This is a genomic window from Rhodospirillaceae bacterium, assembly GCA_028819475.1.
In the GTDB taxonomy this organism is placed as follows: Bacteria; Pseudomonadota; Alphaproteobacteria; order Bin65; family Bin65; genus Bin65.
Map to the genome: position 1 here is coordinate 19,181 of JAPPLJ010000036.1, position 25,030 is coordinate 44,210.

Genomic DNA, 25,030 nt, shown 5'->3' on the forward strand with positions numbered 1-25,030 from the left:
GCCGGCTTGGAGCGCACCATCGAAGTGGAGAAGGGGAAGTCCAATCGACCGGGCCATGCCAGATGGCCGCAACAGGAGCAAGGGAGGTAGCGGAGACATGAACAAGCGCATCGCCAGGAGCGGCATCGGCCGCCGTAGCTTTATGGCAACCGGGCTTGCAGGAGCCGGGCTTCTTGCCATGCCCAATGTCTTGAAGGCCCAGGGCCGCTCGCTGAAAGTCGGCGTCTATGGCGGCTATTTCAAGGAGTCCTTCGACAAGCACATCTTTCCGGAATTCACCAAGGCCACCGGTATCGCCGTCGAATCGGTGGCGGAGCCGACCGGAGAGGTCTGGTTGGTGCAGTTGGCGCAGGCGGCCAAAGCCGGCCGCGCACCCGCCGACGTATCGATGATGTCTCAGGTCGCCATGCTCAAGGGCCGCGCGATCGACCTCTGGACGGGCCTCGATCGGGCGCGCATACCCAACAGCGACAACCTGATCGGCAAGTTCATCAACACCTATCCCGACGGCCGGGTTGCCGGCATCGGCGCGGTCGCCTGGTACATCACCCTGGTGTCGAACACCAAGGTCTACCCGCAGGCGCCGACTTCGTGGGCCGCGCTCTGGGACCCGGCGAACCGGAACCGGCTCGGCCTGCTCGCCCTGGTCTCCAACTCTTTCCTGCTCGAGGTGACGGCCAGGACCTTCATGGGCGGCACCGAGGCCCTGGACAGCGAAGAGGGACAACTCAAGGCTTTCGGCAAGCTGGCGGAAGTGAAGCCGAACGTCCGCCTCTGGTACCGCGACGAGGCCCAGTTCGAGCAGGCGCTCAAATCGGGTGAAATTCCCATGGGGCAGTATTATCACGACGTCACCGGCCTGGCGGCCGCCGACGGACATCCCGTGCGTTCGACCTTCCCCAAGGAGGGCGGCATTCTGGACAGCGGCTGCTGGGCGCTTTCGCGCGCCTCGAAGAAGGTCGACGAAGCACACGTCTTCATCGACTATATGAGCCAGCCGTCGATCCAGGCCGCCATGTCCCGCAAGGTCGGGACCGCGCCGACGGTGAAGCGCACCATGCTCGATCTGTCGGAAGAGGAGTTCGCCTCCGTCTCCTCGGAGATCGACCCCATCGTTCCGCGCTACGATCTTTACCAGACCAGGTCCGACTGGCTAAATCAGAAGTGGACCGAGCTGATCGTCGGCTGAGCGGCTGCTCGCGAGGAAACCGATAGACCCCGGAAGCCGCGTCGGCAGGAAGCGCCGGGCAACCGCGGGGATGCCATGTCGGCACTCACCCTTGAGGGCGTAACGAAGCGCTTCGGCTCAGTCGTAGCGGTCGACAATGTTTCGCTGACCGTCCTCAAGGGGACCTTCGTCTGCCTGCTGGGTCCTTCCGGTTGCGGCAAGACGACCCTGCTGCGCCTGATCGCGGGGCTGGAGGCGCCCGGCGCGGGGCGCATTCTGCTGGACGGGGCGGAGGTTACCGGCCTGCCGACCCACAAGCGCGACTTCGGCATGGTGTTCCAGTCGCTGGCCCTGTTTCCGCATTTGAACGTGCAGGACAACATCGCCTATCCGTTGCGCATTCGCGGCGCTGCGAAGGCCGAATGCGAGTCGCGAGTCGGTGAACTGCTCGACCTCGTTCACCTGCAGGACCACGGCGGCCGGCCGGTGAGCAGGCTTTCCGGCGGGCAGAGGCAGCGGGTCGCCATTGCTCGGGCACTCGCCGTCTCGCCGCGGCTGTTCCTGCTCGACGAGCCGCTTTCCGCTCTCGACGCCAAGCTGCGCGAAGCCATGCAGGTCGAGCTTCGCCAGTTGCAGCAGAAACTGGGTATCACCACGATCGTCGTTACCCACGACCAGCGCGAAGCCATGACCATGGCCGATCTTGTGGTGGTGATGGGCGACGGACGCATCCATCAGGCGGCAGCGCCGGTGGACATCTACCGCAAGCCGGCCAACGCCTTCGTCGCCGACTTCATCGGCTCGACCAATCTGCTTGACATCGCCGCGAATGGCAGCGGCCAGGCCCTGTTCGACGGCGTGCCCCTTCCCGGCATTACCCTGCCGGCCGGGGTTCAACGGGCGCGCCTGTCCATAAGGCCGGAGGATGTGCGCCTGATGGCACCGGAGAAAGCGATGCTGACCGGGCGCGTGACCTTCCTGCGCGATCTCGGCGGCACCGTCGAGACCTTCGTCGAGGCGGGCGATACCACGATCGTCGCGGTCTCGACGCGCCGCGAGCAAGTACAAGTCACGGCCGGAGAACAGATCGGCATCCAGCTTCCCGCCGAGGCGTGCGTGGTCCTGAGTCAATGAGGCGGGAGCCGGCCCGAACCTTCTCCGACCATCTGCCGCTGCTGTTCCCGGCGGCCGTGCTGGTCGTCTTTTTCGTCATTCCCTTCGGAATCATGATCGCCGTGAGCTTTTTCCGGCGGCAGCAGGGCGGCTTCTATACCGTCGACTTCGTTCTCGCCAACTACGAGCGATTCCTGACGCCCTTCTTCGGCAACGTGCTCGGCTTCTCGCTGTTCCTCGCCGCGGCCGTCGCCGTCTGCTGCGTGCTGATTGCGCTACCCTTCACGAACTTTCTCGCCGGGTGCAGCCGTCGGGTGCAGGTCGTGTGGCTGGTCGGGATTCTGGCTATTCTTTCCCTGTCGGAGGTGATCATCGGCTTCGCCTGGTCGACCCTGTTCTCGCGCACCGCCGGCATCGGCAACCTGCTGGCCGCTCTCGGTCTGATGGAAGCCCCGAAGGCGCTGTTGCCGGGTTTCGGCGCCGTGCTGACCGGCATGATCTACCAGGCCCTGCCGTTTACGATCCTGTTGCTCTACCCAGCGCTGATGCGCCTCGACCCGTCGTTGCTGGAAGCGGCGCGCACGCTTGGCGCCTCCCCGCTGCGCGGCTTCGTCTCGGTCGTCGTTCCGGCGCTGCGTCACACGATTACCGCCACCCTGATCATGGTGTTCGTTTTCGCTCTGGGATCGTACCTGCTGCCGCAGATCCTCGGCCGCCCGCAACACTGGACCCTGTCCGTCCTGATCACGGATCAGGCGATCTACCAGTCCAACATGCCGTTCGCAGCAGCCATGGCGGTTTTCCTGGTGCTCATTTCATTGGCCCTCGTGGGCTTGGTCCTGCTGGTCGGTGGCCGGCGGGAGGCCGCGTGATGAAGGACTGCAGCGGATGACGGCGACCTGGCTCCGCCGTTGCTACATGGTTCTGGTCGCGCTCTTCCTGGCGGCGCCTCTGGCGGTCGTCGCCGGTGTTTCGGTGAACGAGAAGAAGACGCTGCTGTTCCCGCCCCGGGGTTTTTCGTTAGAGTGGTACGCCGCGATCTTCACCGAGGGCGAATGGAGGGATGCGCTGATCGCTTCCCTCGGACTGGCCGCCCTCTCGGCCGCTCTGGCGGTGATCGTCGCCCTGCCGCTCAGCTGGTTTTTCTGGCGCCGCGTCGCCCCTTGGGCGCGCGTTTTCCAGGTCCTGGGCGTCGCCCCTTTCATGCTGCCGCCGGTGATCACCGCCCTCGGTTTTCTCTCCTTCTGGGCGACTGGCGGTTTCTATGGAGCATCCTGGACGGCCGTGATCAGCCACGCAATTTTCTTCGTGACCCTGCCGCTGGTGACGATTTCCCTGGGCTTTTCTTCCATCGACCGTTCTCTGGTCGAGGCGGCGGCCACCATGGGCGCCGACGACCGGACGGTGTTCCGCACCGTGGTGGCGCCGCTGATCGCACCGTATATGATTTCGGGTTTCGCCTTTGCTTTCGTGCTCTCGTTGAATGAATACATCGTCGCCTATATGACCGTCGGGTTTACGATGGAAACCCTGCCGGTCAAGATCTTCAATGCCTTGCGCTACGGCTACACGCCGACCATGGCGTCGGTCTCCGTTCTCTTTGTTGCGATCGCCGTTCTGGCGGTAGGGCTGATCGCGCGCTACGGCGACCTGCCCAAGCTGCTGGGGGCCTGGACCGGTGAGGAACGCTGATGCGAATCGCCGTTCTTCAGATGAAGGCGGTCGCCGGCGATGTCGCGGCGAATCTGGCGCGCATTGAATCCGCTGCCGTTCAGGCGGCGGACGGCGGCGCCCGTATTCTGGTCGCGCCCGAACTGGCAACGACCGGCTACGGCGCGGGCTCGATAATCGCCGATCTGGCCGAGCCCCGCGATGGGCGGCAAGTAGAGCGGCTGACTGCAATCTCGCAAAAGCGTGACCTGGCCGTCGTCGCCGGATTTGCCGAGCGCGACGGCGCCGACGTCTTCAACAGCCTAGCCCTCGCCGACGGTAACGCCGAGCCGGCGATCTACCGCAAGAGGCAGCTCTACGGCGCCTACGAGCGGACCCTGTTTTCCCCGGGCCCGCCTGCGGGCATGCTCTGCACCGTAACCGGTCTCACGTTTGGCCTGCTCATCTGCTACGACGTGGAATTTCCGGAGCTGGTGCGCCGTCTCGCTTTGGCCGGAGCCGATGCCGTGCTGGTGCCGACCGCTCTGCCGGAAAGCCCCTTTGCGAACTTCATCGCCACCGCCGTCGTTCCGGTGCGGGCCTTCGAGAACCAGATTTTCATCGCCTACGCGAATCATGCCGGACGTGACGATTCCTTTAGCTATGCCGGACGGTCACGCATCGTCGGTCCGGATGGTTCAACTCTCGCCGCCGCAGGCGCCTATGAGGATACCGTGATTTTCGCTGACATCGATCCGGACGCCTTCGCATGCAGCCGCGAAGCGAACACTTACCTGGGTGACCTGCCGGAGACCTTGAAGCCCACAAGGATTCCCTGAAACGGTCTGCTCGCTCGCTCGGCCAGTCGCGACAGATGGATTGCGAAGCCGCCGCCGACCACGGCGACGTCGGCCGCCGTCACCGGAATCCCCCGGGGAAACCTGCCCGAAGCCCCGGGCCTCACATGCGCTTGGCGACCTCCTCGAGCATCACCTCGGTCGCGCCGCCGCCGATCGAGGCGACCCTCGCGTCCCGGCTCATCCGCTCGATCGGGCTTTCGCGCATGTAGCCCATGCCGCCGTGCAGCTGGACGCAGTCGTACATCGTCCGGTTGACCAGCTCGCCGCCCAGCGCCTTGAGCATCGAAACCTCCTTGACGCAGTCCCGGCCTTCGGAGACCAGCCAGGCGCAGTGGTAGGTGAGGTGGCGGAAGGCCTCGGCCCGGGTCGCCAGCGTCGCCAGCTTGTGGCGCACCACCTGCTTGTCCCACAGGGTGCCGCCGAAGGCCTTGCGGTCCTTGACATATTGCGTGGTGATGTCCAGCGCGCTCTGGATCGAACCGGCGTTCATCGCGCCGGCGACCAGCCGCTCGTTCTGGAAATTCATCATCACGGCGTAGAAGCCCTTGTTCTCCTCGCCCAGGATGTTCTCGTAGGGGATTTCGCAGTCGTCGAAGACCAGTTCGGCGGTGTCCGAACAGCGCCAGCCGTGCTTGTCGAGCTTCTTTGCGACCTTGAAGCCGGGCGCGCCCTTCTCGACGATGAACATGGAAATGCCGCGCGAGCCCTTGGCGTGCGGATCGGTGCGCGCGGCGACGAAATGGACGTCGGCCAGGCAGCCGTTGGTGATGAACACCTTGGCGCCGTTGAGCACCCAGCGGTCGTTGCCCTTGCGCTCGGCCCTTGTCTTGAGCGCGGCGACGTCGGAGCCGCCGTCCGGCTCCGTGACCGCGATGCTGCTCACCTTGCGCCCGGCGATCAGGTCGGGCAGCAGGCGCCGTTTCTGCTCGTCGGTGCCGGCGTTGATCAGGTGCGGCACCGCCATCTCGGCATGGGCCGAGGTGCTGCCGGTGAAGCCGCCAAAGCTGGATTTGCCCAGCTCCTCCCACTGGGCGACCATGGCGACCGGCCCCATGTCCGTGCCGCCATAGGCCTCCGGCGCCTGCACCCCGAAGAAGCCGAGTTCGCCCATCCGGGCAAACACGCTGCGCGGGATCTCCTCGGCGTCCTCCCAGGCGTCGCCGTGCGGTTGTACCTGCTCCGCGATGAAGCGGCGCGCGGTCTCGCGCAGGATGTTGTGCTCTTCGGTGAGATAGACGGGGTCCATGGCGGCCGGCGGGGATGTTGTTGAACGGCCGGAAGGTTGTAGTCCCGCTGCCGGTCGATGAAAAGCCGCGCTGCCGGGCCCGGGTCGCCGGCGAATCGATCCACCGTAAGGGAGAGTTTGGCAGCGTCCCCTAAGGCCCATCCTCCGGTATTGCCCGCACGGCGCCTTCCCACGCCGCGATCAGGGCGGCGACCGCCGCTTCCGGATCGGCAGCGGCCATGACGGCGCCCATGACGGCGGCGCCGTCTGCGCCCGCGGCCCGGCACGCGCCGATCGTGCCGGGCGTCACGCCGCCGAGGGCGAGCACGCGGCAGCCGGCCGGGCGCAGTTGCGCCGCCGCAGCTTCAAGCGCTTCCACGCCCAGGGCCGGCCCGTAGCCGGGCTTGCTGCCGGTCGCGAAGACCGGGCTGAGGGTGACGTAGTCGGCGCCCGCCACCTGGGCCGCCTGCGCCGCGGCGAGGCTGTGACAGGACTTGCCGAGCAGGCGCGAGTCCGGCGCCAGCCGCCGCGCTTCCGCGATATCGCCGTCCCGCGGCAGATGCCAGGCGGCGATGTCTCCGGCTGCGGGCGTTGGCATTCCGTGCAGGCCGACGATTGCGTCACCGGGCAGGTTCCGGGCGAGCCGCCGCACCAGATCGCGTTGTTCGGCCAGCAGCAGGTCCTTTTCCCGGACGCTGATCCAGCGCGCGCCGGCCGCGAAGGCGGCGGCGGCAACTTCCTCCAGCGGCAGCGTTGCCTGCCGCCGGTCGGTGACGATCATCAGGGGCGGATCGGGCAGGGGGCTGCGTTCGGCTCCGGGCAGGTCCATGGCGCGGGAAGCGGGGGCGGGGCCGCGCTCAGCCGCCGATCAGCCCCATCTGCGGGCTCGAGGCTTCGGCGTGGTCCTTCTTCGGGATCCGCCCGGCCAGTCGGGCGGCGCGGCCGGCGGCGACGGCGTCGCGCATGGCGGCGGCCATCAGCACCGGATCGAGCGCCTTCGCCACCGCGGTGTTGAGCAGCACCGCGTCGCAGCCCAGCTCCATCGCCAGCGCGGCGTCTGACGCCGTGCCGATCCCGGCGTCCAGGATCACCGGCACCGGGCTGCGGGTGCAGATCAGCTCGATATTGTAGGGGTTGGCGATGCCGATGCCGGTGCCGATCGGCGCGCCCAGCGGCATGACCGCAGCACAGCCGGCGTCGGCCAGACGCTGGCACAGCACGGGATCGTCGGTGCAATAAGGCAACACCTGAAATCCGTCTTCCACCAGCTCCCGCGCCACGCCGGCCAACTGCTCGACATCCGGATACAGCGTCTCCCGGTCGCCGATCAGCTCCAGCTTGATCCAGTCGGTCTCCAGCGCCTCGCGCGCCAGCTGCGCGGTCAGGATGGCGTCCCTGGCGCTCATGCAGCCGGCGGTGTTGGGCAACAGGGTCCAGTCGCGGCCGAGCAGGTCGACCATGCTCTCGGCATAGCCCTCCAGGCTGATCCGGCGGATCGAGACCGTCGCCACCTCGGCGCCGCTCGCCGTCAGCGCATCGAGCATGACCTGCTGGTTGGGATAGCCGGAGGTGCCGAGGAACAGGCGGCTGGCGAAGCTGCGCCCGGCAATGTGGAAGGTGTCGTCGGTCATCGCGAGGTACCGCCCCTAGCCGCCGCGGAAGGGTTTGACGATCTCGACGGCGTCGCCGGCGCCGAGCGCCGCCTGCGCCCAGTCGCGGCGCGGCACCACGGCTTCGTTCACGGCGACGGCGACGCCGCGCGCTTCGGTGTCGATGCCCTGCTCGTCGAGCAGGGACCGCACGGTCGCTGCGCCGGTGTCCACCGGGTCGCCGTTCAGCATGATCCGCATCGCCGGCTACTCCGCCGCCAGCGCCGCCGGCCCGGATTCGAGAGCCGGATCGAAGCGCGCCAGAGTGAACGGGGCCAGCGCAGGGTCGAGCGCGCCGGTCAGGACGAAGCGGCTGACCAGGTCGGCGGTCACGGGCGCGAGCAGGATGCCGTTGCGGTGATGCCCGGTCGCATAGACCAGCCCGTCGACCGGGCCGGGCCCGAGGATCGGCGCATCGTCGCGCGAGCCCGGCCGGAAGCCGACCCAGGTCTCCGCAATCGGCAGTTCCTCGATCCCCGGCAGGGCGCGCCAGGCCGCATCGAGCAGGGCATACTGGCCGCCGGCGGTAATCGTGTCGTCGAAGCCCTTTTCCTCCACCGTCGCGCCGATCAGCAGGCGGCCGTCGCGCCGCGGCACCAGGTAGACGCCCGGCGCCCACAGCACATGGCGCAAGAGCGGCGCTTCCGGGTCCATCTGCAACGCCAGCATCTGGCCCTTGACGGGGCGGACCGGCGGCAGGGCGGCCGGTTCGAGCCCGCCGACCGTGCGCGACCAGGCGCCGGCGGCGAGGACGACGGCATCGGCCGACATGGTCTCGCCCGCGACGACGACCCCGGCGGCCCGGCCGTTGCCGATCCGGACGGCCTCGACCCCGGAGTCCGGGTGCAGCCGCGCGCCGGCCCGGGCGGCGGCCTCGGCCAGCGCCGCGGTCAGGGCGCGGTTGTCGACCTGGTGATCGTTCGGACTCCAGACGGCAGCCGGAATCCGGGGATTGAGATACGGTTCGCGCTGCCGCGCTTCGCCGCCGCCGATCAGCGCGACCTCGACCCCGGCGCCGCGGTGGAAGTCGTGAATGAAGCGCAAGTGGCGCTCGTCGTCGCGCGTCAGGGCGATGACCAGCGTACCTTCGTCGCGATAGCCGATATCCCGCCCGCTCGCCGCTTCGACTTCGGCGGCGAAGGCCGGCCAGGCCCGCTGGCTGCGCAGGTTGAGCTGCAACAGGGCCAGTTCGCCCGGTTCGGTTTCGACGCCGGTTGCGAGCATCCCGGCGGCGGCGTGGCTGGCGCCCCGGCCGATTGGGCCCCGGTCGAAGATATCGACCCGGCAGCCGGCCTGGGCCAGCCGCCAGCCGATGCCCAGCCCGCACACGCCGGCGCCGATGATCGCGACGGTTTCCGGGCGCCGGGTATGGGTATGCGGGGTCTGAATCGGACGGCTCCCTACGCTGGCATGACCCAGGTCAGGTTCGACGGGTATGATCTCAGACGCCCGACGCTGCGGCAGCAAAGGCTGCGGCAGCGCAGGACGACACCCCGGCGGAACTTCGATGCCGCAAGACTAGCACCCCCGCCGGCCATTGCGCCAGTGCCGTTGCGTCGCCGGAATGCCGGTCCCGCTCAACGCCGCGGCGCGAGCAGGACGGTATCGAGGAAAGCGAGGATCTGCCGGTCGATCCGGCGGAGGAAGGCGCGGCGGTCGAAACCGGGCGGATCGCGGGCCGGTTCGCCGACTTCGTCGATCAGGGCAGCGGGGAAGGGCGCGATGAAGGCGAAGTGGTGTGCCTTCGGGTGAATCACGAGGCGTGCCCTGCCGCCCATCAGGCGCACAATGTTGTCTTCGTGCCACGGCCGGCGCAGCACCCGGTCGCGGCCGAGGCGGTGGATTTGCGCCGGGGTGGTCACGCCCGCGAAGGCGCCGGGGCCGAACAGGGTGCCGACCGGCGCGACGGCGACAGCGGCCCGGACCCGCCGGTCGGTCAGGTCCGGCAGCCTGCCGCCGATGGGCCCGCTCTGCCGCCCGTAGCTGCAAAATACGGGATCCCGGTCGCGGAATTCGGTGCAGTGGCGGGCGAGAACGGTCATATCCGCCCGGCCGCCGATCAGCGCGAGTACGCTGTAGCCGCCGGCGGAGTGGCCGATGGCGGCGATGCGCATCGGGTCGATACGCGGGCTGAATTCCGGATCGGCGAGCAGCCGGTCGAGGACCACGCTGAGCTGGCGCGGGCGGCGGACCCAATTTGCCGCCGTGCCGCTGTAGCGGTCGTCGCGCCAGCTGTCGCCGCTGTGCTCCGCCGCCGCCGCGATATAGCCGGCCTGCGCCAGCCGGATCGCCGTGCCGCGATGGTTCAGGCGCCCGCCGCCGGTGCCGTGGGAGATCAGCACCAGGCCAAAGCGGCTGCCGGCAAGCGGTGCATTGCGGACTGCCTTCATGGCGAACGGCCCTTCGACGGTCCGCCCGGACGGCAAACCGGTGGGATACCAGACGGCCACCGTCATCCGCTCGCCGCCGGTCTCGACCCGGACATCCCGGAAGCCGACGCCGTCGGCCCGCACACCGGAGAGTCCCAGAACCAGCGAAAGAACGGCCGCGGCGAGCGCCTTCACGGGCATGACCGGTTCGGCGCCCGTCTCACGCCGGTTCGACGAAACTAGCGAACACCTTCTTCGCGCCGACGCTTTCGAAGATCACCGTGAGCTTGTCGCCCTCGATCGCCTTGACGACGCCCTTGCCGAATTTCTCGTTGCGGACGTGATCGCCTTGCTTGAAGGCGCTGTCGCCGCCGCTGCGGATCAGGTTGGCCTCGCCGTCGATGATGACGGGCTTGTCGCGCGCGATGCGCTTGCGCCCGCCGCCGTGTCCGCCGGAATTCGGCGCGAGCGGGGCGGTGTTGTTCCAGCCGTCGTCGAAGCGGTCCCGGTTGCCCTGCCCGGCGCCGCCCCCGAAACCGTCCCCGAAACCCCCGGCGCGTTGCCCGCCGCCCGCCTCAACCAGCCCGGCCCCGACGACCGTTCCGCCCGGCGCGCCGGACCGGCCGGCGTAGAGGCCCTGCTCGGTCGCGACCTCGACATGCTCGGGCGGCAGTTCGTCGATGAAGCGGCTCGGCAGGTTGGAGGCCCACTGGTTGTGGATGCGCCGGTTGGCGGCGAAGGAGATATGGACGTTCTTCCGCGCCCGGGTCAGGCCGACATGGGCGAGGCGGCGTTCCTCCTCCAGGCCGGCAATGCCGTTCTCGTTCAACGTACGGGGGTGCGGAAACACGCCTTCCTCCCAGCCCGGCAGGAAGACCGTATCGAATTCCAGGCCCTTGGCGGAATGGAGGGTCATGACGTTGACCATGTCGGCCTCCGTCGACCCGGTCGCCTCCATGACCAGCGCAATATGCTCCAGGAAACCGCCGAGATTCTCGAATTCAGCGAGGGCGCGGACCAGTTCCTTCAGATTCTCCAGCCGGCCCGGCGCGTCGGGCCCCTTGTCCTGCTGCCACATCGCCGTGTAGCCGCTCTCGTCCAGCACGGTCTCCGCGACTTCGACGTGGGACGCGGTCTCCGCCAGCCGGCGCCAGCGCTCGACCATGCTGACGAAACCGTCGAGCGCACGGCGCGCCTGCGGCCGCAGGTTGCCCGAGGACGCTGCCAGCCGCGCCGCCTCGAACAGGGAAGCGCCCCGTTCCGCGCGCAGCCCGTGCAGCGCCCGCATCGCGGCGTCGCCCAGCCCGCGTCTCGGTTTGTTGACAATGCGCTCGAAAGCCAGGTCGTCGTCGGTCGAATGAACGAGGCGCAGGTAAGCGACGGCGTCGCGGATTTCCAGCCGTTCGTAGAAGCGCGGGCCGCCGATCACGCGGTAGGGAATGTTGAGGGTGATGAACCGTTCCTCGAACTCGCGGGTCTGGAAGCCGGCGCGCACCAGGATGGCGATCTCGTTCAGGGCATGGGCCTTGCGCTGCAGATCCTCGACCCGGTCGGCGATGCTGCGGGCCTCCTCCTCGCCGTCCCACACGCCGGTGAGGGTGAGCTTGTCGCCGCCCTCGGCCGCGGTCCAAAGGGTCTTGCCGAGGCGGCTGTCGTTGCGGGCGATCAGGCGGGACGCGGCGGCGAGGATCGGCGCGGTCGACCGGTAGTTCTGCTCCAGCCGGATCACCGCCGCGCCGGGAAAATCCTTCTCGAAACGCAGGATGTTCTCGATCTCGGCGCCGCGCCAGCCGTAGATCGACTGGTCGTCGTCGCCGACGCAGCAGATGTTGCCGTCCTTCTGCGCCAGCAGCCGCAGCCAGAGATACTGGGCGACGTTGGTATCCTGGTATTCGTCGACCAGGATGTAGCGGAACCGGTCGTTATACTTCGCCAGAATGTCGTCGTGCTGCATCAGGACCGTCAGGTTGTGCAGCAGCAGGTCGCCGAAATCGACGGCGTTCAGGCTCCTGAGCCGGTCCTGGTAGGCGGCGTAGAGTTCGGCCGCCCGGCCGCCGGCGAAATCGCCGGCATCGGCGGCGGTGACCTGTTCCGGCCCTTTGCCCTTGTCCTTCCAGCGCTCGATCATCCAGTGCAGCAGCCGGGGCGGCCAGCGCTTGGTATCGATGTCGGCGGCTTCCAGTTCCTGCTTGACGAGGCGGAGCTGGTCGTCCGGGTCGAGGATCGTGAAGTTCGATTTCAGCCCGACCAGCTCGGCATGGCGGCGGAGGATGCGCGCAGCCAGCGCGTGGAAGGTGCCGAGCCAGATGTCCTCCGCCGCCTCCTGCCCGATCAGGGGCGCAACCAGCCGGCCGACCCGCTCGCGCATTTCCCGCGCCGCCCGGTTGGTGAAGGTGACGGCGAGAATCTGCCACGGCATGGCGCGCCGGGTGGCGAGGATATGGGCGATGCGGACGGTCAGCGCCCGCGTCTTGCCGGTGCCCGCACCGGCCAGGACCAGCACGGCGCCGCCGGTCTTTTCCACCGCCTCGCGCTGCTTGTCGTTCAGGCCGTCCAGCCACACCGGATCGTCCGCCGCGGACGGGGCGACGGCAGCGCGTCGGGACAGTGGAAGAGGGTCGGCAGCCGGCTCGGTCATCGTCCGGCGGAGTATAGGCCGGCCCCTACTGGAGGGCTATCGGGAAGCCGTGACCGGCGGCGCGCAATCCGAAGCTCAGCCCGTAGCCGGTTCGGCGAACGGCCTTGCGTGGGTTTCCTTCAGCGCCAGCCAGATCACGAGGCCGGCAGCGTAGGTGGCCGGCAGCAGCAGGAAAGCCCCCTCATAGGCCGGCAGGGCGTAGACCCGCGCGCCGTTCACCGTTTCGCCGGCCCAGGACAGGTCGAGCAGCAGGCCGATCAGGGGCTGGGACACCGCGCCGCTCATCACCGTGCACATGTTGATCAGGCCGAGCGCGGTGCCGGCCGAGCGGGCGTCGTTGTGCTCGCGCCCGAGCGCAAACGCCGTCACCATCGCCGCGCCGCCGACGCCGGAGAGGAACACGCAGACCTGGAAGGCGGCGAAGGGCAGGCCCGGCAGGTAGATCGCCGCGCCGATCGTCGCCAGGCCGAGCAATCCGCCGGCCAGCAGAACCGGCTTGCGCCGGCCGATCCGGTCGCTCAGCAGGCCCCAGAGCGGCCCGCCGCAGGCGACGCCCAGCAGCATTGCCGCCATGGCGAAGCCGGCCGCGGTGGTGTCGACGCCGAAGCGCGCCACGGTATAGGGCACGCCCCACAGGCCGCCGAAGGCCAGGATCGGCACCGACATCAGGAAAGCGAAGGCGGCGAGAAGGAAATTCTGCGGCCGGCGCAGCGCGCGGACCAGGCTGCTGCGCATCGGTTCCGGTCCGGGCGATGCCGACCCGGACGACTCCGACAGGGCGCTTTCGGGCCCGCCGGGTTGCGCCGCGCGCGGCCGGTCGCGGATCAGCAGCCAGGCCAGCAGGGCATGGATCAGCGCCCAGCCGGCAAGCGCGACCATGTAGTCGCGCCAGCCGAGCGCCGCGACGGCGGCGGCGAACGGCCCCTGCCCGACCACGCCGCCGGCCAGGCCGACCGCGAGGGCCACGCCGCTGAAAAACGCGAACCGCCGCGCCGGCAGCCAGAGGGCGGCAATGACCATGCTGCCGACGAAGGCGAAGGCGGCGCCGAAGCCGATCAGCGCCCGGCCGGCATAGGCCAGCTCGATGGACGGCGCGAGGCCCATGACCGCGCAGCCGGCCCCCGTGGCCAGGATCGCGACCGTCAGCACGCGGCGCGGCCCCCACCGGTCGGTGAACAGGCCGCAGGGGATCTGCAACGCCGCGTAGGTCCAGAAATAGACCGCCGAGAGGTTGCCGACGACCGCGCCGCCGATCGCGAAATCGCGCATCAGCGGCTCGACCGTGATCGACGGCGCGACCCGCAGGACCCAGGCGTAGAAGAAGAAGCCGGCCGCCACGAGCCAGCCGGCATACGCCAGCAGCGGGACGGTTTGGCCCAGCTTTTCCGGGTGTCTTTCCGGGGGTCTTTCCGGGGGCGGTGCAGCGGACGGGGCGGGAGCGGCCGGCGCGTTCATGGCGGCACCAAGTAGCGCCGATGCCGCGCCCCGAAAAGGCCGGCCCCGGCATAGGCCCGATGCACGGACCGCTAAGGCGCCTCGGTCCTGCCCGATGCCTCTGGCGCCGCCCCGATCTACCGCCGCAAGACCTTCCCGACCGCCCGGAATCCTATCCGGCGGCCGGCTCCGCGCCGGACAGGAGCAGAAAGGTCATATTGTCCTGGCCGGGCCCGGCAGCGGCGCGCACGGCGCGGTCCAGGGCGTCGGCCGCCGCGTCTACGCGGCCGTCGGCGGCGCGGATCTCGTGCGCGATCTCCGCTTCGGCGAGGGTCTCGATGCCGTCGCTGGCGATCAACAGACAGTCGCCGGGTTGCAGGCGGCCGGCGCGGGACCCGCAATCGACCAGGTCCGGCGGCCGGCCGGTCACCGCCGAGAGCAGCATGTGGCGCCGCCGGTCCAGGCGCGCGGCCTCGGGCGACAGCTCGCCCGCCAGGACGAGCCGCTCCAGGACCGGCGCCATCGAATGATCCGCATTCAGCCGCTCAAGCGCGCCGGCGGCATACAGCCACATCGGCGAATCGCCGACGCTCAGCCAGTCCAGGCGGCGTCCGTCGTAGACGGCGGCGACGACGGTGGTCCCCATCCCGCGGAGTTGCGGATCCGCGAATTCCCGTCCGCGCAGGCGTGCGGTCGCGGCGTCCAGGCACGCGCGGAACCGGGTCTCGGCCGCGCCGTCCAGACCCGGGAAGTCGCCCACGAAGGCCTCGACCGCGATACCGCTCGCCGTCGCGCCGCCCGCAGCGCCGCCCATCCCGTCGGCCAGGACCATGAGGAGTGCCGTCGGCGCGCCCTGTCCCGCCAAGTCGACATCCAGGGTTGCGAAGGAGTCTTCCTGGTAGGCGCGCGCGCCCTGCCACTGCCGGCCGGCCAGCGACCAGCGGGCGCTTCCGGACGGCCCCGCCGCCGTCGGTCCTGACGCAATGTCGCCCATGTCCTGCGGACTCCTGAATTCGCAGCCCGATAATGCCGATAAGGCCCGGCATGGCCATGGGACGCCGATACGCAGGCCAACCCGTCGCGATTGCCGCTATCGGAGGGGTTAAGAGGCTGCGCCGCACCGCCTTGGCGTCGGGCCGCCGGGCGCGATACAATCCGGCCGAAGCAGCATTCTGCAGCCGCCGCAGGACAGAAGGAGCCGCCCGCCATGCAGGCGCCCGCCTATCGTTACCGCGACAACCCGGACGCGATCCGCGCGCTGGTCCGCCCGCGCGAGGTCCACCGCGACGTCTATATCGACGACGAGGTGTTCCGGCTCGAGATGGAGCACCTGTTCGCCAACACCTGGATCTATGCCGGCCACGCCAGCCAGGCGCCGAACCCGGGCGATTTCATCACCTGTGAGATCGGCGGCCAGCCGCTGCTCATTTCCCGGCACACGGACGGCGAGATCTACGTCAACTACAACCGCTGCGCCCACAAGGGCACGCGCATCGCCGGCGAGCCCTGCGGCAACGCCGGCAAGATGTTCCGCTGCCCCTATCACGGCTGGGCGTACCGGACCGACGGCTCGCTGCTCTCGGTGCCGCTGCGCAAGGGTTACGACGGCACCGGCTTCGAGGACACGGCGATGGTCCGCGGCCTGGCGCCGGTGAAGAATTTCCGGGTCTACCGCGATTTCATCTTCGTCAAGCTGAACGACGGCGGCCCGGATTTCGAGGCGTTCTTTGGCGACAGCCTCTCGACCATCGACAACATGGTCGACCGCTCGCCCGAGGGCCGGCTGATCCTGGAAGGCGCGCCGCTGCGCTACATGCACCGCTGTAACTGGAAGATGCTGGTCGAGAACCAGACCGACACCTGCCACCCGATGGTCGCCCACGAGAGCAGCGCCGGCACGGCGGTCAAGGTGTGGAAGGAGACCGGGCGCAACGACCGGCATCCGGCGATCGAACTGCTCGCGCCCTTCACCTCGACCTACAAGTTCTACGAGGAATTCGGCATCCGGGTCTGGCCGAACGGCCACGGCCATACCGGCGTCACCGATTCGATCCACGCCGACTATTCGGAGATCCCCGGCTACTGGGAAATGATGGTAGACGCCTACGGCGAAGAACGGGCGAAGGCGATCCTCGGCGACATCCGCCACAACACGGTCTACTTCCCCAACATCATGGTGAAGGGCCCGATCCAGACCCTGCGCGTGTTCCTGCCGCTCGCCGCCGACAGGACCCTGGTCGAGAGCTGGACCTTCCGCCTCGCGGGCGCGCCGGACCAGTTGTTCGCCCGCACCCTGCTCTACAACCGGACGATCAACGCGCCGACCTCGATCGTCGGCCATGACGACCTGGAGATGTACGAGCGCATCCAGACCGGCCTGCGCGCCGACGGCCACGAATGGGTCAACGTCCAGCGCCTGTACGACGAGGACGAGGAACCGGACGCGACCGTCGTGGTGAACGGCACCTCCGAGCGCCAGATGCGCAACCAGTTCAATGCCTGGGTCCGCTTCATGACGCAGGACATGACCGGGGACATGACGGGGGACATGACCGGGGACGTGGACCCGGCGGCGGCAGCCCTGAACCCGGCGCCGGCCGCGGGCGCCGAACGGCCGGTTGCCTGATGGGAGCGCCGGGGAAGACGGAGGCCGGAAGCCCGGTAACTGCAGAGGACATCGTCGCCTTCGTCTATGCCGAGGCGCGGCTGCTCGACGAGCGCCGCTACGAGGACTGGCTCGACCTGTTCGCCGAGGACGGCCGCTACTGGATCCCGGCGGAATGGGACCAGACCGACCCGGTGATGCAGCCCTCGCTGTTGTACGAGGACCGCTTCATGCTCGACGTGCGCATCCGCCGGCTGCGCGGCGCGCGGACCTACAGCCAGAAGCCGAACAGCCGCTGCGTCCACGTCTTGCAGCAGCCGTCCGTCGAGGCGATGGACGAAGCGGCGAACAGCTACCGGACCTGGACGCCGTTCCACTATGTCGAGACCCGCAGCGACGAGCGCGAGTATTTCAACGGCTGGGCGCGCCACGACCTGATGCTGGAAGGCGGCGCGCTGAAAATCCGCCTCAAGCGCATCGACCTGGTCAATCTCGATGCGCCCTTCGGCAACATCCAGCTGTTCATGTAGCGGAACGCCGCCGGCCGGCGCGCCGGGGCGGTATCACGGAAGGACCGGGACAGGATGAACGAAGACACGGGCCGCTACACGGCGGTCGTCACCGGCGGCAGCGCCGGTATCGGCGAGCGGCTGTGCCGCGACATGCTCGACGCGGGCTGGAAGGTGATCTGCGTCGCCCGGCGGCCCGCGCCGATCGACCATCCGGACATGTCCTCGGTCTGCGCAGACCTGCTCGATCCGCAGGAGACCGCCGACGCCGCGGCGGAAATCGCGAGCCGGGACGTCACCCACATCGTCCACAACGCCGGGCTGATCCGGCCGAACCTGCTGCCCGAGGTCGTGCCGGAGGACATGGAGACGCTGACCCATATCCACCTGACGGCGCCGCTGCTGCTCACCCAGGCCGTGCTGCCGAAGATGCGCAAAAACGGCTTCGGCCGCGTCGTCTTCGTGACCTCGCGCGCCTCAATGGGCGTGCCGACGCGCAGCGCCTATTCCGCCACCAAGGCCGGCGTCCACGGCATGGCGCGGACCTGGGCGCTGGAGCTTGCGCCGGAGGGCATCACCGTCAACGTGGTCGCGCCCGGCCCGATCCTGACCGACAATTTCTGGGGCATCATCCCGAAGGGCTCGGACCGCGAGGCGCGGCTGGCCGACAACATGCCCGTCCGGCGCATCGGCGAACCGGAAGACGTGACCCGCGCCGTCATGTTCTTCGCCGACCCGGAGGCCGGCTTCATCACCGGCCAGGTTCTGTTCGTCTGCGGCGGCGCCAGCCTGGGCGGGATTTCGCTTTAGGGCGTATCTGTTCCGGATGAAGCCGGTTGACCTCGCCGACGGCGACGCGCCCCTCGATACGCCCCGGATTTCATCCGGGGCTACTCGGGATGAGGGTGTGCAATGAATTCACCTTCCTTCACCCTCACCCTGAGTAGCCGCCGCAGGCGGCGTATCGAAGGGCGGGTGTCCTTGGTTGAGCGGGCGGTTCCGATAGAAACGGATATGCTCTACCGTATTCTCAGCTTCGACAATCGCGCCCGCGCGATGCCGTAGCGCGTCTTGAGCGCCATTTCGACCGGCAGCCAGATGCCGGCCTTCTCCACCCGGACGACCCACATCTTGAGCGGGTGCAGCTTCGGCACCTCCTTGAAATGCCGGGTGCGGAAGCCGGCGACCCGCTTGGCGTGAAGCAGGCAGACGGTCGCCTTGCGGGGCAGCTTGTGCCCTTTCACGCGCAGCGCCTTGCCGTAGCGATGGAAGCTCAGGTGGATATCGATCCGGCGCCGGCCTTCGAACATGCTGGCTTCGTATTTGCAGGGCGGCCCGCCGCGCGGCACGACCAGGCCGTTGAGCAAGGCGGTGAGCGGGTCGACGGTCCCGCGCTGCATGTCCGCCGGCACCGTCTTGCGCTTGCTCTTCGGCTCCGGCGGGTCGATGCGGGTGGCGATGTCGCCCGCCGGGGTCCAGGCCATCGACACGGTGCGGTAGCCGCCCCGCTTCATGAGGTAACGCTGGTGCATCGTTTCCGGCACCATGAGAGCGCCGTCGACGCGCCCGGCGCTGCGCCAGAAGGTTCGATTCTTGGACAGGGCTTCGACGACGCCGGTGCTGCGCGCGTCGAACTCCGCCGTATAGCGGCCGTCCGCGATGTCGGTCCGGAACCGCACCCTGTAGATCGGCAGGCCGCCCCAGGTGACCGTCCACTTCACCGAGATCCGGCGGTCGACAAGCGCAGTATCGCCCGCGGCGGCGGTGGCGGACGGCGCGGCGGCGGCGCTCGCGACCGCTGCCAGCAGGCACAGTCCCGCCATGCCGGGGCGCCATGCCGGCATCCCTGCCGCCGGCCGGCGCCCGTTACGTCCTGGATCGTGCGGGTCCGTCACGTCGGCGCCCCTCTTTCCGGTGTTGCGGCGGCACCCTACGCCCTTGCCGGCGCGGCGACAATTATGCAGCCGCGCGCCGGCCGGCCGGCCCCTGGAAGTCTTCACTGACAGCCGCCGGACCGGACAGCGCGGCATGCCGACTCCTACGCTGCCGGGCTTGATTTCCGTCGGCCCGCTGCGTATGTAGGCGCTCTGCCGGGCCGCCGGAAGGCGGAACCCGGCGTTTACTTTGTTTGCCGAAGAAATTTCCGACGGAGCGGGATCATGGCGCGGCGCTGCAGCATCACCGGCACGGGCGTTCAGGCCGGCAACAATGTCAGCCATTCGCAGCGCAAGACGCGGCGGCGCTTCCTGCCCAACGTCCACAAGACCTCGCTCTACAGCGAGGCGCTCGGCCGCACGGTGCGGCTCAAGCTCTCGGCGAGCGGCATCCGCACCATCGAGCACAAGGGCGGCCTCGACGCCTATCTCACCGCCACCGCGGACAAGAAGCTGACCGACGAGGCGATCCGCCTGAAGAAGCAGATTGCGAAGGCCAAGACGGCAGCGGCAGCCGGTTAGAGCGTGAGCGCTACAGCCGAAATCGATACTGCACTTCGCGACTTGGCGCATAAGCACTTCGGAGCGATCCGACAGGAGCTCGACGCGCTTCGCCAGGAAATTCCCGAAATCCGAGCCGGTCTGGCAGGCATCCGCCAGCACATGTCCGGATTCATGGCCAGCGACGCTGCCCACGAGAGCACGATCGCGACCATTCAGACACGTCTCGACCGTATCGAACGGCGGCTCGAAATTTCGGATAGTTGACCGGCGCAATCGAAGATCGGGTCAGGCGATCGACTCCGTCGGAATTCGGCGCTACCGCATCTCGAACATCAGCAGCAGGGTGCGCTGCTGCGGGTTGAAATTGTCGTCGCTCAGGATGTAGAGCACGGTCTTGCCGTCCGGGCTGCGGCGGGCCGCGATTCCTTCAAAATTGTCGACCGTCATCGACGGCGCGAGGTGCAGGAGTTCCCGGCCGCGCACGGTCCCGCCCGGTGCGACCGCGCTGCGGGACAGCAGCACGATGCGCGCCGAAACCCCGGTCGCCGGCGTATAGTGCCGCTCCAGTACGGCGATGTCGCCGTTCGGCAGCAGTGTCGCATCGGTCGGCCGGAATCCGCTGCTGCGCGCGTAGGCGAACGGCCGCCAGCGCCCCTGCCGCCCGATCCAGCCGGCGTAAGCGCCGCCGCCGACGCGCAAATTCTCGGTCAGGAGGAACAACCGGCCGGAACCGATATGCGCAAGGGTCTCTGCGCCGCCGTTCGACGGCGCGGCTGCGAGGCCTTCGGGTACGGGCCGGAGGGCCGGCCGCGCCGCCAGCGGGTTCGGCCCGGCGGGATAGCGCAAGATCCGGTGGCGGCGCTCGAACGCAACCAGCGCCGAGCCGTCGGGCAGAAGGGCCAGCGCCTCGGCGTCGGCGTCGAGGCCGCGGAGCGGTTTGCCGTCGGGACCGTGCACCGGACCGATCCGGCCGTCGCCGAGTCCCGCCAGGCGGCCCGCCGCGTCATAGCGAATCCGGGCGCGCAGCCAGGCGCCGCGGTCGGAAATCGCCGTGAGATGCGCGCCGTCCCGGCTCACCGCAAGCCCGGAGAAGCCGCCGAACCGCGGGTCCGGCGAGCGGATTGCGAGGCCGCCGCGATAGAGCAGCGCGCCGGCCCGGACCTGCCCTTCGTTCTCCGGGTTGAGCGGGACGGATTCGGCCGCCAGGGGAACGGTCTCGTCCGCGGCCCCGGTAACCGGAACCGCAGCCGCCAGGACGGCCGGGACAGCGAGCGCGGCCCGCAGGACCCGCCGGATCGACGCGCGCCGGCTCACGGTGTTGTGCCTCCGTCCTGTCGCAATTCCGTGCGACATTTGCCTGAGTACCCGGCCTGAGTACCGGGCCTGACTATTGGCCGCCCGCGAACCGCAGTTCCCGGCGGGGCGCGGGACCGTAACCGGAGGGGTTCTATCATGACCGTTCACCGCCGCAATGTTCTGAAGGGCGCCGCCGCGCTGCCGCTGTCCGCCGTTCTGGCCGACGCCTCGATCACCGCCGCCGTCGCCGCCGGCCTCGACACCGTATCGATAAAGACCGGGAGCGGCCGCAGCGTCAGCGCCGCGCTCGCCCTGCCGGCCGCGCAGAAGGCGCCGGCCCTGGTGCTGATCCACGAATGGTGGGGCCTGAACGACCAGATCAAGGCGGTCGCCGCCGACTATGCCCGGGCCGGCTATGTCGCGCTGGCGATCGACCTCTACGGCGGCAAGGTCGGCAAGACGCCGGGCGAGGCGCAGGCGCTGATGCGGGCGATGATGAAGGACCCGAAGGCCGGCTTCGAGACCTGCGGCGCCTGGATCGACTGGCTGAACGCGCATCCGCGCTCGACCGGCAAGACCGGCACCGTCGGCTGGTGCTTCGGCGGCGCCTGGTCGCTCAACGCCTCGATCGCCCGGCCGGTCGACGCCACGGTGATCTACTACGGCCATGTGCTGCGCAGCGCCGATCAGCTCAAGAAGCTGAAAGGCCCGGTGATGGGGCATTTCGCGAAACGGGACCGGTTCATCGACGCGAAGATGGTCGCGTCTTTCGAGAAGACGATGGCTGCCGCGGGCAAGACGGAGTCGCTCCAGGTCTTCTGGTACGACGCCGACCACGCCTTCGCCAACCCGTCCGGCGGCCGGTTCGACGAGGCGGCTTCCAAACTCGCCTGGTCGCGCACGGCGGACTTCTTCGCGAAGACCCTGAAGTAGCTGCGAAGCGGCGGCGCTTTTCGGGCACGACGAGACGCCGGAAGCCTCAATAACCAGGGTTTCCAAAGGTTGTAGGGGAGGGTTTCAAACCCTCCCCTACGGATTCCTCTGCGAAAAGGCTCTGACCGAGTCCCCCTCCCCTTGGGGGAGGGGCAAGGGGAGGGGTCGGCCGCCGCCGCCGCGCCAGTGTCGATCCCGGTATTGCCGCAACCGCCGCATACCCCTCCCCCTAACCCCCTCCCCCAAGGGGAGGGGGAACCGCCTCGCTTTCTTTGTCGGATGCCATCCATGGCCTTTTGCAGAGGAAGCCTTGGGAGGCGCCACCAGCCGGGACAGCATATCCGGATCAGAGGTAGCGCGCCTCGAGATGCGCCTTGAACGCTGTGGCGTCGAGCGGCCGTCCGGAGGCGCGTTCGATGAGGTCGCCGGTGCCGCAGCGGGACGCCTGTTCGTGGACGTTCGGCCGGAGCCAGTCATAGAGCGCCGCGAAATCGCCGTCTGCCAGCGCCGGCTCGATGCCGGCGTCGGCCGCTTTCGCCGCCGCGTAAAGCTGGGCTGCGGCCATCGCGCCGAGCGTGTAGGTCGGGAAATAGCCCCAGGCGCCGGAATACCAGTGAATGTCCTGCAGGCAGCCCCGGCGGTCGTCCGGCGGCCGGATGCCGAGCAGCGCTTCCATCCCGGCGTTCCACGCGCCCGGCAGGTCTGCGAGCGGCAGGTCGCCGGCGAGCATCGCCGTCTCCAGCCGGTAGCGCAGGATGACATGGGCCGGATAGGTGACCTCGTCGGCGTCGACCCGGATGAAGCCGCGTTCGACCCGGGTGACGAGCGCGAGCAGGTTTTCCGCCGACCAGGCCGGCCCCGCGCCGCCGAACGCCTCCGCCATCAGCGGCGCCGCCCAAGCCATGAAGGCCGCGCCGCGGCAGACCTGCATCTCGATCAGCAGGGACTGGCTCTCGTGCAGCGTCATGCCGCGCGCCCGGCCGACCGGCTGGTGCCGCCAGCGCAGGGGAAGGCCGGCGGCGTATTGCGCATGGCCGGTCTCGTGCAGGACGGCATAGAGCCCGGTCAGGAAGTCCGCTTCGTCGTAGCGGGTGGTGATGCGGATATCGCCCGGCGCGCCGCCGGTGAACGGATGGTGGCTGACGTCGAGCCGGCCGCGGCCGAAATCGAAGCCGAGCGCGGCCATGAAGCGGCGGCCGAGCGCCTCCTGCCGGCCGGCCGGGAACGGCCCCTCGATCTGTAGCGGCGGCCGCGCGGCCTGCCGCTCGATGGCCGCGTCGGTAAAGTCGGGCAGGAAGGCCGCAAGGTCGTCGAACACCGGATCGATGTCCGCCGACCGGCCGCCGGGTTCGAAACCGTCCAGCAGGGCGTCGTAGAGCGGCACGTCAAGCGCCGCGGCCAGGGCCTGCCCCGCTTCGACGGTGAGCATAGCGACCTCTTCGAGGAGCGGCAGGACCGCGGCATAGTCCGACGCCGGCCGCGCGCTGCGCCAGGCCATCTCGCAGGCGGTGTGGGCGCGGGTCCGGGCCTCGACCAGGCGGGGCGGGATCGCGGCGCTGCGCACCCAATCGCGGCGCATCTCGCGCAGGTTGGCGCGCTGCCAGCCGTCTAGGGGTTCTTCCGCCGCCGCGTCCAGCAGGTCCGCCATGTCGTCGGCGGCGAGGATTTCGCGGGCCGCGAGCCCGAGCGCCGCCATCTGCTCGGCGCGGGCGCCGGCGCTGCCTTCGGGCATCATGACCGCACGGTCCCATCCGAGGATGCCGGCCGCGCTGCCGATCAATGCGGCGCGCTGGAAGCGGTCCTCAAGGTTTGCGTAGGCGCCCACGCCGCCTAGGTGTCCGCCGCGGCGCCGCCCGCCCTGTTCCTGTCCGCGGGCCGGAAGCGGCGGTGCCACAGGATATAGACGACAATGCCGATCAGGCTGAGCGAGAACCAGGTGATGGCATATTCCAGATGGGCGTTGCGCACCGTCACCCGGGTCTGGCCGCCGCGCGGCCAGCCGCCCGGCGCGTCGGCCACGAGATCGGCATAGTAGGGCCGGACCGCCGGGAGGCCGGCGTGCCGCGCCATCTGTTGCAGATCGAGGCGGAACCAGGCGTTCGCCGCCGGATCGTTGTCCGGCACGAAATAGCCCGCCGGCGCTGGCGTGCGGATCACGCCGACCAGGGCGACCCGCCCCGCGACCTGCCCGTCGCGCCGTGTCTCGGGATTGCGCCGCAGGCCGGGCACCCAGCCCCGGTTGACCAGGAGCGTCCCGCCGCCCTCGAGGCGGAACGGCGTGACGATCTGCACCCCGATCTCGCCCCGGCGCCGCGACCGGGCCGGCCGGTACATCTCTTTCCCGTGCAGGAAGACGCCGCTGAACCGGGCGCGCCGGAAGCTGTGGACCGCCGGGTCGAACGGCGCGGGCAGGGCATCGAGCACCGGCCGGGCGATCCGGGCCTGGCGCTCGGCGATCAGCCCTTCCTTCCAGGCCAGGCGCTGGACCTGCCAGACCCCGAGCCCGAAGGCCAGCGCGACCGCCGGCAGGGCGATCAGCGTCGGCCACAGCGCCGGCCGGAAGCCGAGGACGGTCATGGCGCTGCCACAGGAGGTGAGGCGAAACTCCCCCTCCCCTTGGGGGAGGGGGTTAGGGGGAGGGGTCCGCGAACCTTGGCGCGGTGCCGGGATCGGACGTCAATGCAGCGGCAAACGACCCCTCCCCTAACCCCTCCCCCAAGGGGAGGGGGAATCGGGCGGGAGCGTTGGGCCAACCCGGAGCGGTCCCTACTCAGCTGCATCGTAATCTTCGGGCCGGTTGCGGAATTGGAGGGCGATGAGCGTCGCTTTCAGGGGGCGGAGCAGCGCCATCGCTCCGGCGACGGTGAGCGGCGTCCACAGGACGGCATGGAGCCAGAGCGGCGGCCGGAAATGCACTTCGGCCAGCAGCGCCAGCGCGACCATGACGGCGCCCAGCAACAGGATGGCGAAGACCGCCGGTCCGTCGCCCTCCTCATGGGCCCGCAGGTCCTGCCCGCAGACCGCGCATTCGGGAACGACGGTAAGGAAACCGCGGAACAGGGCGCCCCTTCCGCAGGCCGGGCACCGGCAACGGATGCCGGCGCCGAAGGGAGAAACGCTCATCTGCACCCGGCCGCCGCTCG

General features: G+C 69.3%; 25 protein-coding genes and 1 riboswitch. Of the genes, 11 read left to right on the top strand and 14 right to left on the bottom strand.

Features of this window, described 5'->3' with window-relative positions; all coding sequences use genetic code 11:
- The first annotated feature begins 97 nt into the window (after positions 1–97).
- The 5 genes from OXM58_11180 to OXM58_11200 all read left to right on the top strand — a co-directional run bounded on the left by OXM58_11180 (position 98) and on the right by OXM58_11200 (position 4,770).
- The gene (locus OXM58_11180) at positions 98–1,189 is read left to right on the top strand and encodes an ABC transporter substrate-binding protein (GenBank protein MDE0148922.1); all 1,092 of its coding nucleotides are present in this window, start codon (positions 98–100) and stop codon (positions 1,187–1,189) included.
- Between the two features lie 75 nt (positions 1,190–1,264).
- A complete protein-coding gene (locus OXM58_11185) occupies positions 1,265–2,302 on the top strand; it encodes an ABC transporter ATP-binding protein (protein ID MDE0148923.1) in 1,038 nt (345 codons plus the stop codon).
- Positions 2,299–3,153, top strand: a complete 855-nt coding sequence (locus OXM58_11190; protein ID MDE0148924.1) for an ABC transporter permease — start codon at positions 2,299–2,301, stop codon at positions 3,151–3,153. The genes OXM58_11185 and OXM58_11190 overlap by 4 nt, the downstream gene beginning before the upstream one ends.
- 16 nt (positions 3,154–3,169) lie before the next feature.
- Complete coding sequence (locus OXM58_11195; protein MDE0148925.1) at positions 3,170–3,973, top strand: ABC transporter permease; 804 nt, start codon at positions 3,170–3,172, stop codon at positions 3,971–3,973.
- Positions 3,973–4,770 carry a carbon-nitrogen hydrolase family protein gene (locus tag OXM58_11200; protein ID MDE0148926.1) on the top strand — a complete coding sequence of 266 codons (798 nt, stop codon included), beginning with the start codon at positions 3,973–3,975 and terminating at the stop codon, positions 4,768–4,770. The genes OXM58_11195 and OXM58_11200 overlap by 1 nt, the downstream gene beginning before the upstream one ends.
- A 121-nt stretch (positions 4,771–4,891) precedes the next feature.
- On the opposite strand, the gene OXM58_11205 is transcribed toward OXM58_11200, so the two are convergent.
- The 9 genes from OXM58_11205 to OXM58_11245 form a co-directional block, all read right to left on the bottom strand.
- A complete protein-coding gene (locus tag OXM58_11205; GenBank protein ID MDE0148927.1) occupies positions 4,892–6,037 on the bottom strand; it encodes an acyl-CoA dehydrogenase family protein in 1,146 nt (381 codons plus the stop codon).
- 130 nt (positions 6,038–6,167) lie between these two features.
- Positions 6,168–6,845 (bottom strand): thiamine phosphate synthase, encoded by a 678-nt coding sequence (locus OXM58_11210; protein MDE0148928.1) that lies wholly within the window; start codon positions 6,843–6,845, stop codon positions 6,168–6,170.
- Positions 6,846–6,873: 28 nt separating this feature from the next.
- The gene (locus OXM58_11215; GenBank protein MDE0148929.1) at positions 6,874–7,647 is read right to left on the bottom strand and encodes a thiazole synthase; all 774 of its coding nucleotides are present in this window, start codon (positions 7,645–7,647) and stop codon (positions 6,874–6,876) included.
- A gap of 15 nt (positions 7,648–7,662) precedes the next feature.
- Positions 7,663–7,866 (bottom strand): sulfur carrier protein ThiS, encoded by a 204-nt coding sequence (thiS, locus tag OXM58_11220; GenBank protein ID MDE0148930.1) that lies wholly within the window; start codon positions 7,864–7,866, stop codon positions 7,663–7,665.
- Between the two features lie 6 nt (positions 7,867–7,872).
- Positions 7,873–9,054 carry a glycine oxidase ThiO gene (thiO, locus tag OXM58_11225; protein ID MDE0148931.1) on the bottom strand — a complete coding sequence of 394 codons (1,182 nt, stop codon included), beginning with the start codon at positions 9,052–9,054 and terminating at the stop codon, positions 7,873–7,875.
- Positions 9,046–9,171: riboswitch (TPP riboswitch) on the bottom strand. (Overlaps the previous gene by 9 nt.)
- Positions 9,172–9,242: 71 nt before the next feature.
- The gene (locus OXM58_11230) at positions 9,243–10,235 is read right to left on the bottom strand and encodes a hypothetical protein (GenBank protein ID MDE0148932.1); all 993 of its coding nucleotides are present in this window, start codon (positions 10,233–10,235) and stop codon (positions 9,243–9,245) included.
- A gap of 19 nt (positions 10,236–10,254) precedes the next feature.
- Positions 10,255–12,672, bottom strand: a complete 2,418-nt coding sequence (locus OXM58_11235; protein MDE0148933.1) for a UvrD-helicase domain-containing protein — start codon at positions 12,670–12,672, stop codon at positions 10,255–10,257.
- 75 nt (positions 12,673–12,747) lie between these two features.
- Complete coding sequence (locus tag OXM58_11240; GenBank protein ID MDE0148934.1) at positions 12,748–14,010, bottom strand: MFS transporter; 1,263 nt, start codon at positions 14,008–14,010, stop codon at positions 12,748–12,750.
- Between the two features lie 268 nt (positions 14,011–14,278).
- Positions 14,279–15,100, bottom strand: a complete 822-nt coding sequence (locus OXM58_11245; GenBank protein MDE0148935.1) for a protein phosphatase 2C domain-containing protein — start codon at positions 15,098–15,100, stop codon at positions 14,279–14,281.
- 213 nt (positions 15,101–15,313) lie between these two features.
- Between OXM58_11245 and OXM58_11250 the strand changes: the two genes are divergently transcribed.
- Genes OXM58_11250 through OXM58_11260 form a run of 3 tightly spaced genes read left to right on the top strand, consistent with a single transcriptional unit; the run spans position 15,314 to position 18,030 of the window.
- Complete coding sequence (locus tag OXM58_11250; protein MDE0148936.1) at positions 15,314–16,732, top strand: aromatic ring-hydroxylating dioxygenase subunit alpha; 1,419 nt, start codon at positions 15,314–15,316, stop codon at positions 16,730–16,732.
- The gene (locus tag OXM58_11255; GenBank protein ID MDE0148937.1) at positions 16,732–17,241 is read left to right on the top strand and encodes an aromatic-ring-hydroxylating dioxygenase subunit beta; all 510 of its coding nucleotides are present in this window, start codon (positions 16,732–16,734) and stop codon (positions 17,239–17,241) included. The genes OXM58_11250 and OXM58_11255 overlap by 1 nt, the downstream gene beginning before the upstream one ends.
- Positions 17,242–17,295: 54 nt before the next feature.
- Entirely contained in the window at positions 17,296–18,030 is a 735-nt protein-coding gene (locus OXM58_11260) for an SDR family oxidoreductase (protein ID MDE0148938.1), read from the top strand.
- 209 nt (positions 18,031–18,239) lie between these two features.
- On the opposite strand, the gene OXM58_11265 is transcribed toward OXM58_11260, so the two are convergent.
- Positions 18,240–19,115 (bottom strand): DUF3108 domain-containing protein, encoded by an 876-nt coding sequence (locus tag OXM58_11265; protein ID MDE0148939.1) that lies wholly within the window; start codon positions 19,113–19,115, stop codon positions 18,240–18,242.
- Between the two features lie 264 nt (positions 19,116–19,379).
- Between OXM58_11265 and rpmB the strand changes: the two genes are divergently transcribed.
- The gene (gene rpmB / locus OXM58_11270) at positions 19,380–19,676 is read left to right on the top strand and encodes a 50S ribosomal protein L28 (protein ID MDE0148940.1); all 297 of its coding nucleotides are present in this window, start codon (positions 19,380–19,382) and stop codon (positions 19,674–19,676) included.
- Between the two features lie 3 nt (positions 19,677–19,679).
- Positions 19,680–19,922: a hypothetical protein gene (locus tag OXM58_11275; protein MDE0148941.1), complete on the top strand. Its 243-nt coding sequence runs from the start codon at positions 19,680–19,682 to the stop codon at positions 19,920–19,922.
- Between the two features lie 51 nt (positions 19,923–19,973).
- Here the strand turns inward: OXM58_11275 and OXM58_11280 are convergent, their stop codons facing one another.
- Complete coding sequence (locus OXM58_11280) at positions 19,974–20,972, bottom strand: esterase-like activity of phytase family protein (protein MDE0148942.1); 999 nt, start codon at positions 20,970–20,972, stop codon at positions 19,974–19,976.
- A 138-nt stretch (positions 20,973–21,110) separates the two neighbouring features.
- Here OXM58_11280 and OXM58_11285 point away from each other — a divergent pair, with 138 nt between their 5' ends.
- A complete protein-coding gene (locus tag OXM58_11285) occupies positions 21,111–21,887 on the top strand; it encodes a dienelactone hydrolase family protein (GenBank protein MDE0148943.1) in 777 nt (258 codons plus the stop codon).
- 346 nt (positions 21,888–22,233) lie between these two features.
- On the opposite strand, the gene OXM58_11290 is transcribed toward OXM58_11285, so the two are convergent.
- The 3 genes from OXM58_11290 to OXM58_11300 form a co-directional block, all read right to left on the bottom strand.
- Positions 22,234–23,712 (bottom strand): carboxypeptidase M32, encoded by a 1,479-nt coding sequence (locus OXM58_11290; GenBank protein ID MDE0148944.1) that lies wholly within the window; start codon positions 23,710–23,712, stop codon positions 22,234–22,236.
- 5 nt (positions 23,713–23,717) lie between these two features.
- On the bottom strand, positions 23,718–24,464 hold the full coding sequence (locus OXM58_11295) for an SURF1 family protein (protein ID MDE0148945.1): 747 nt from the start codon (positions 24,462–24,464) through the stop codon (positions 23,718–23,720).
- A gap of 189 nt (positions 24,465–24,653) precedes the next feature.
- Complete coding sequence (locus tag OXM58_11300; protein ID MDE0148946.1) at positions 24,654–25,010, bottom strand: DUF983 domain-containing protein; 357 nt, start codon at positions 25,008–25,010, stop codon at positions 24,654–24,656.
- Positions 25,011–25,030 lie beyond the last annotated feature (20 nt).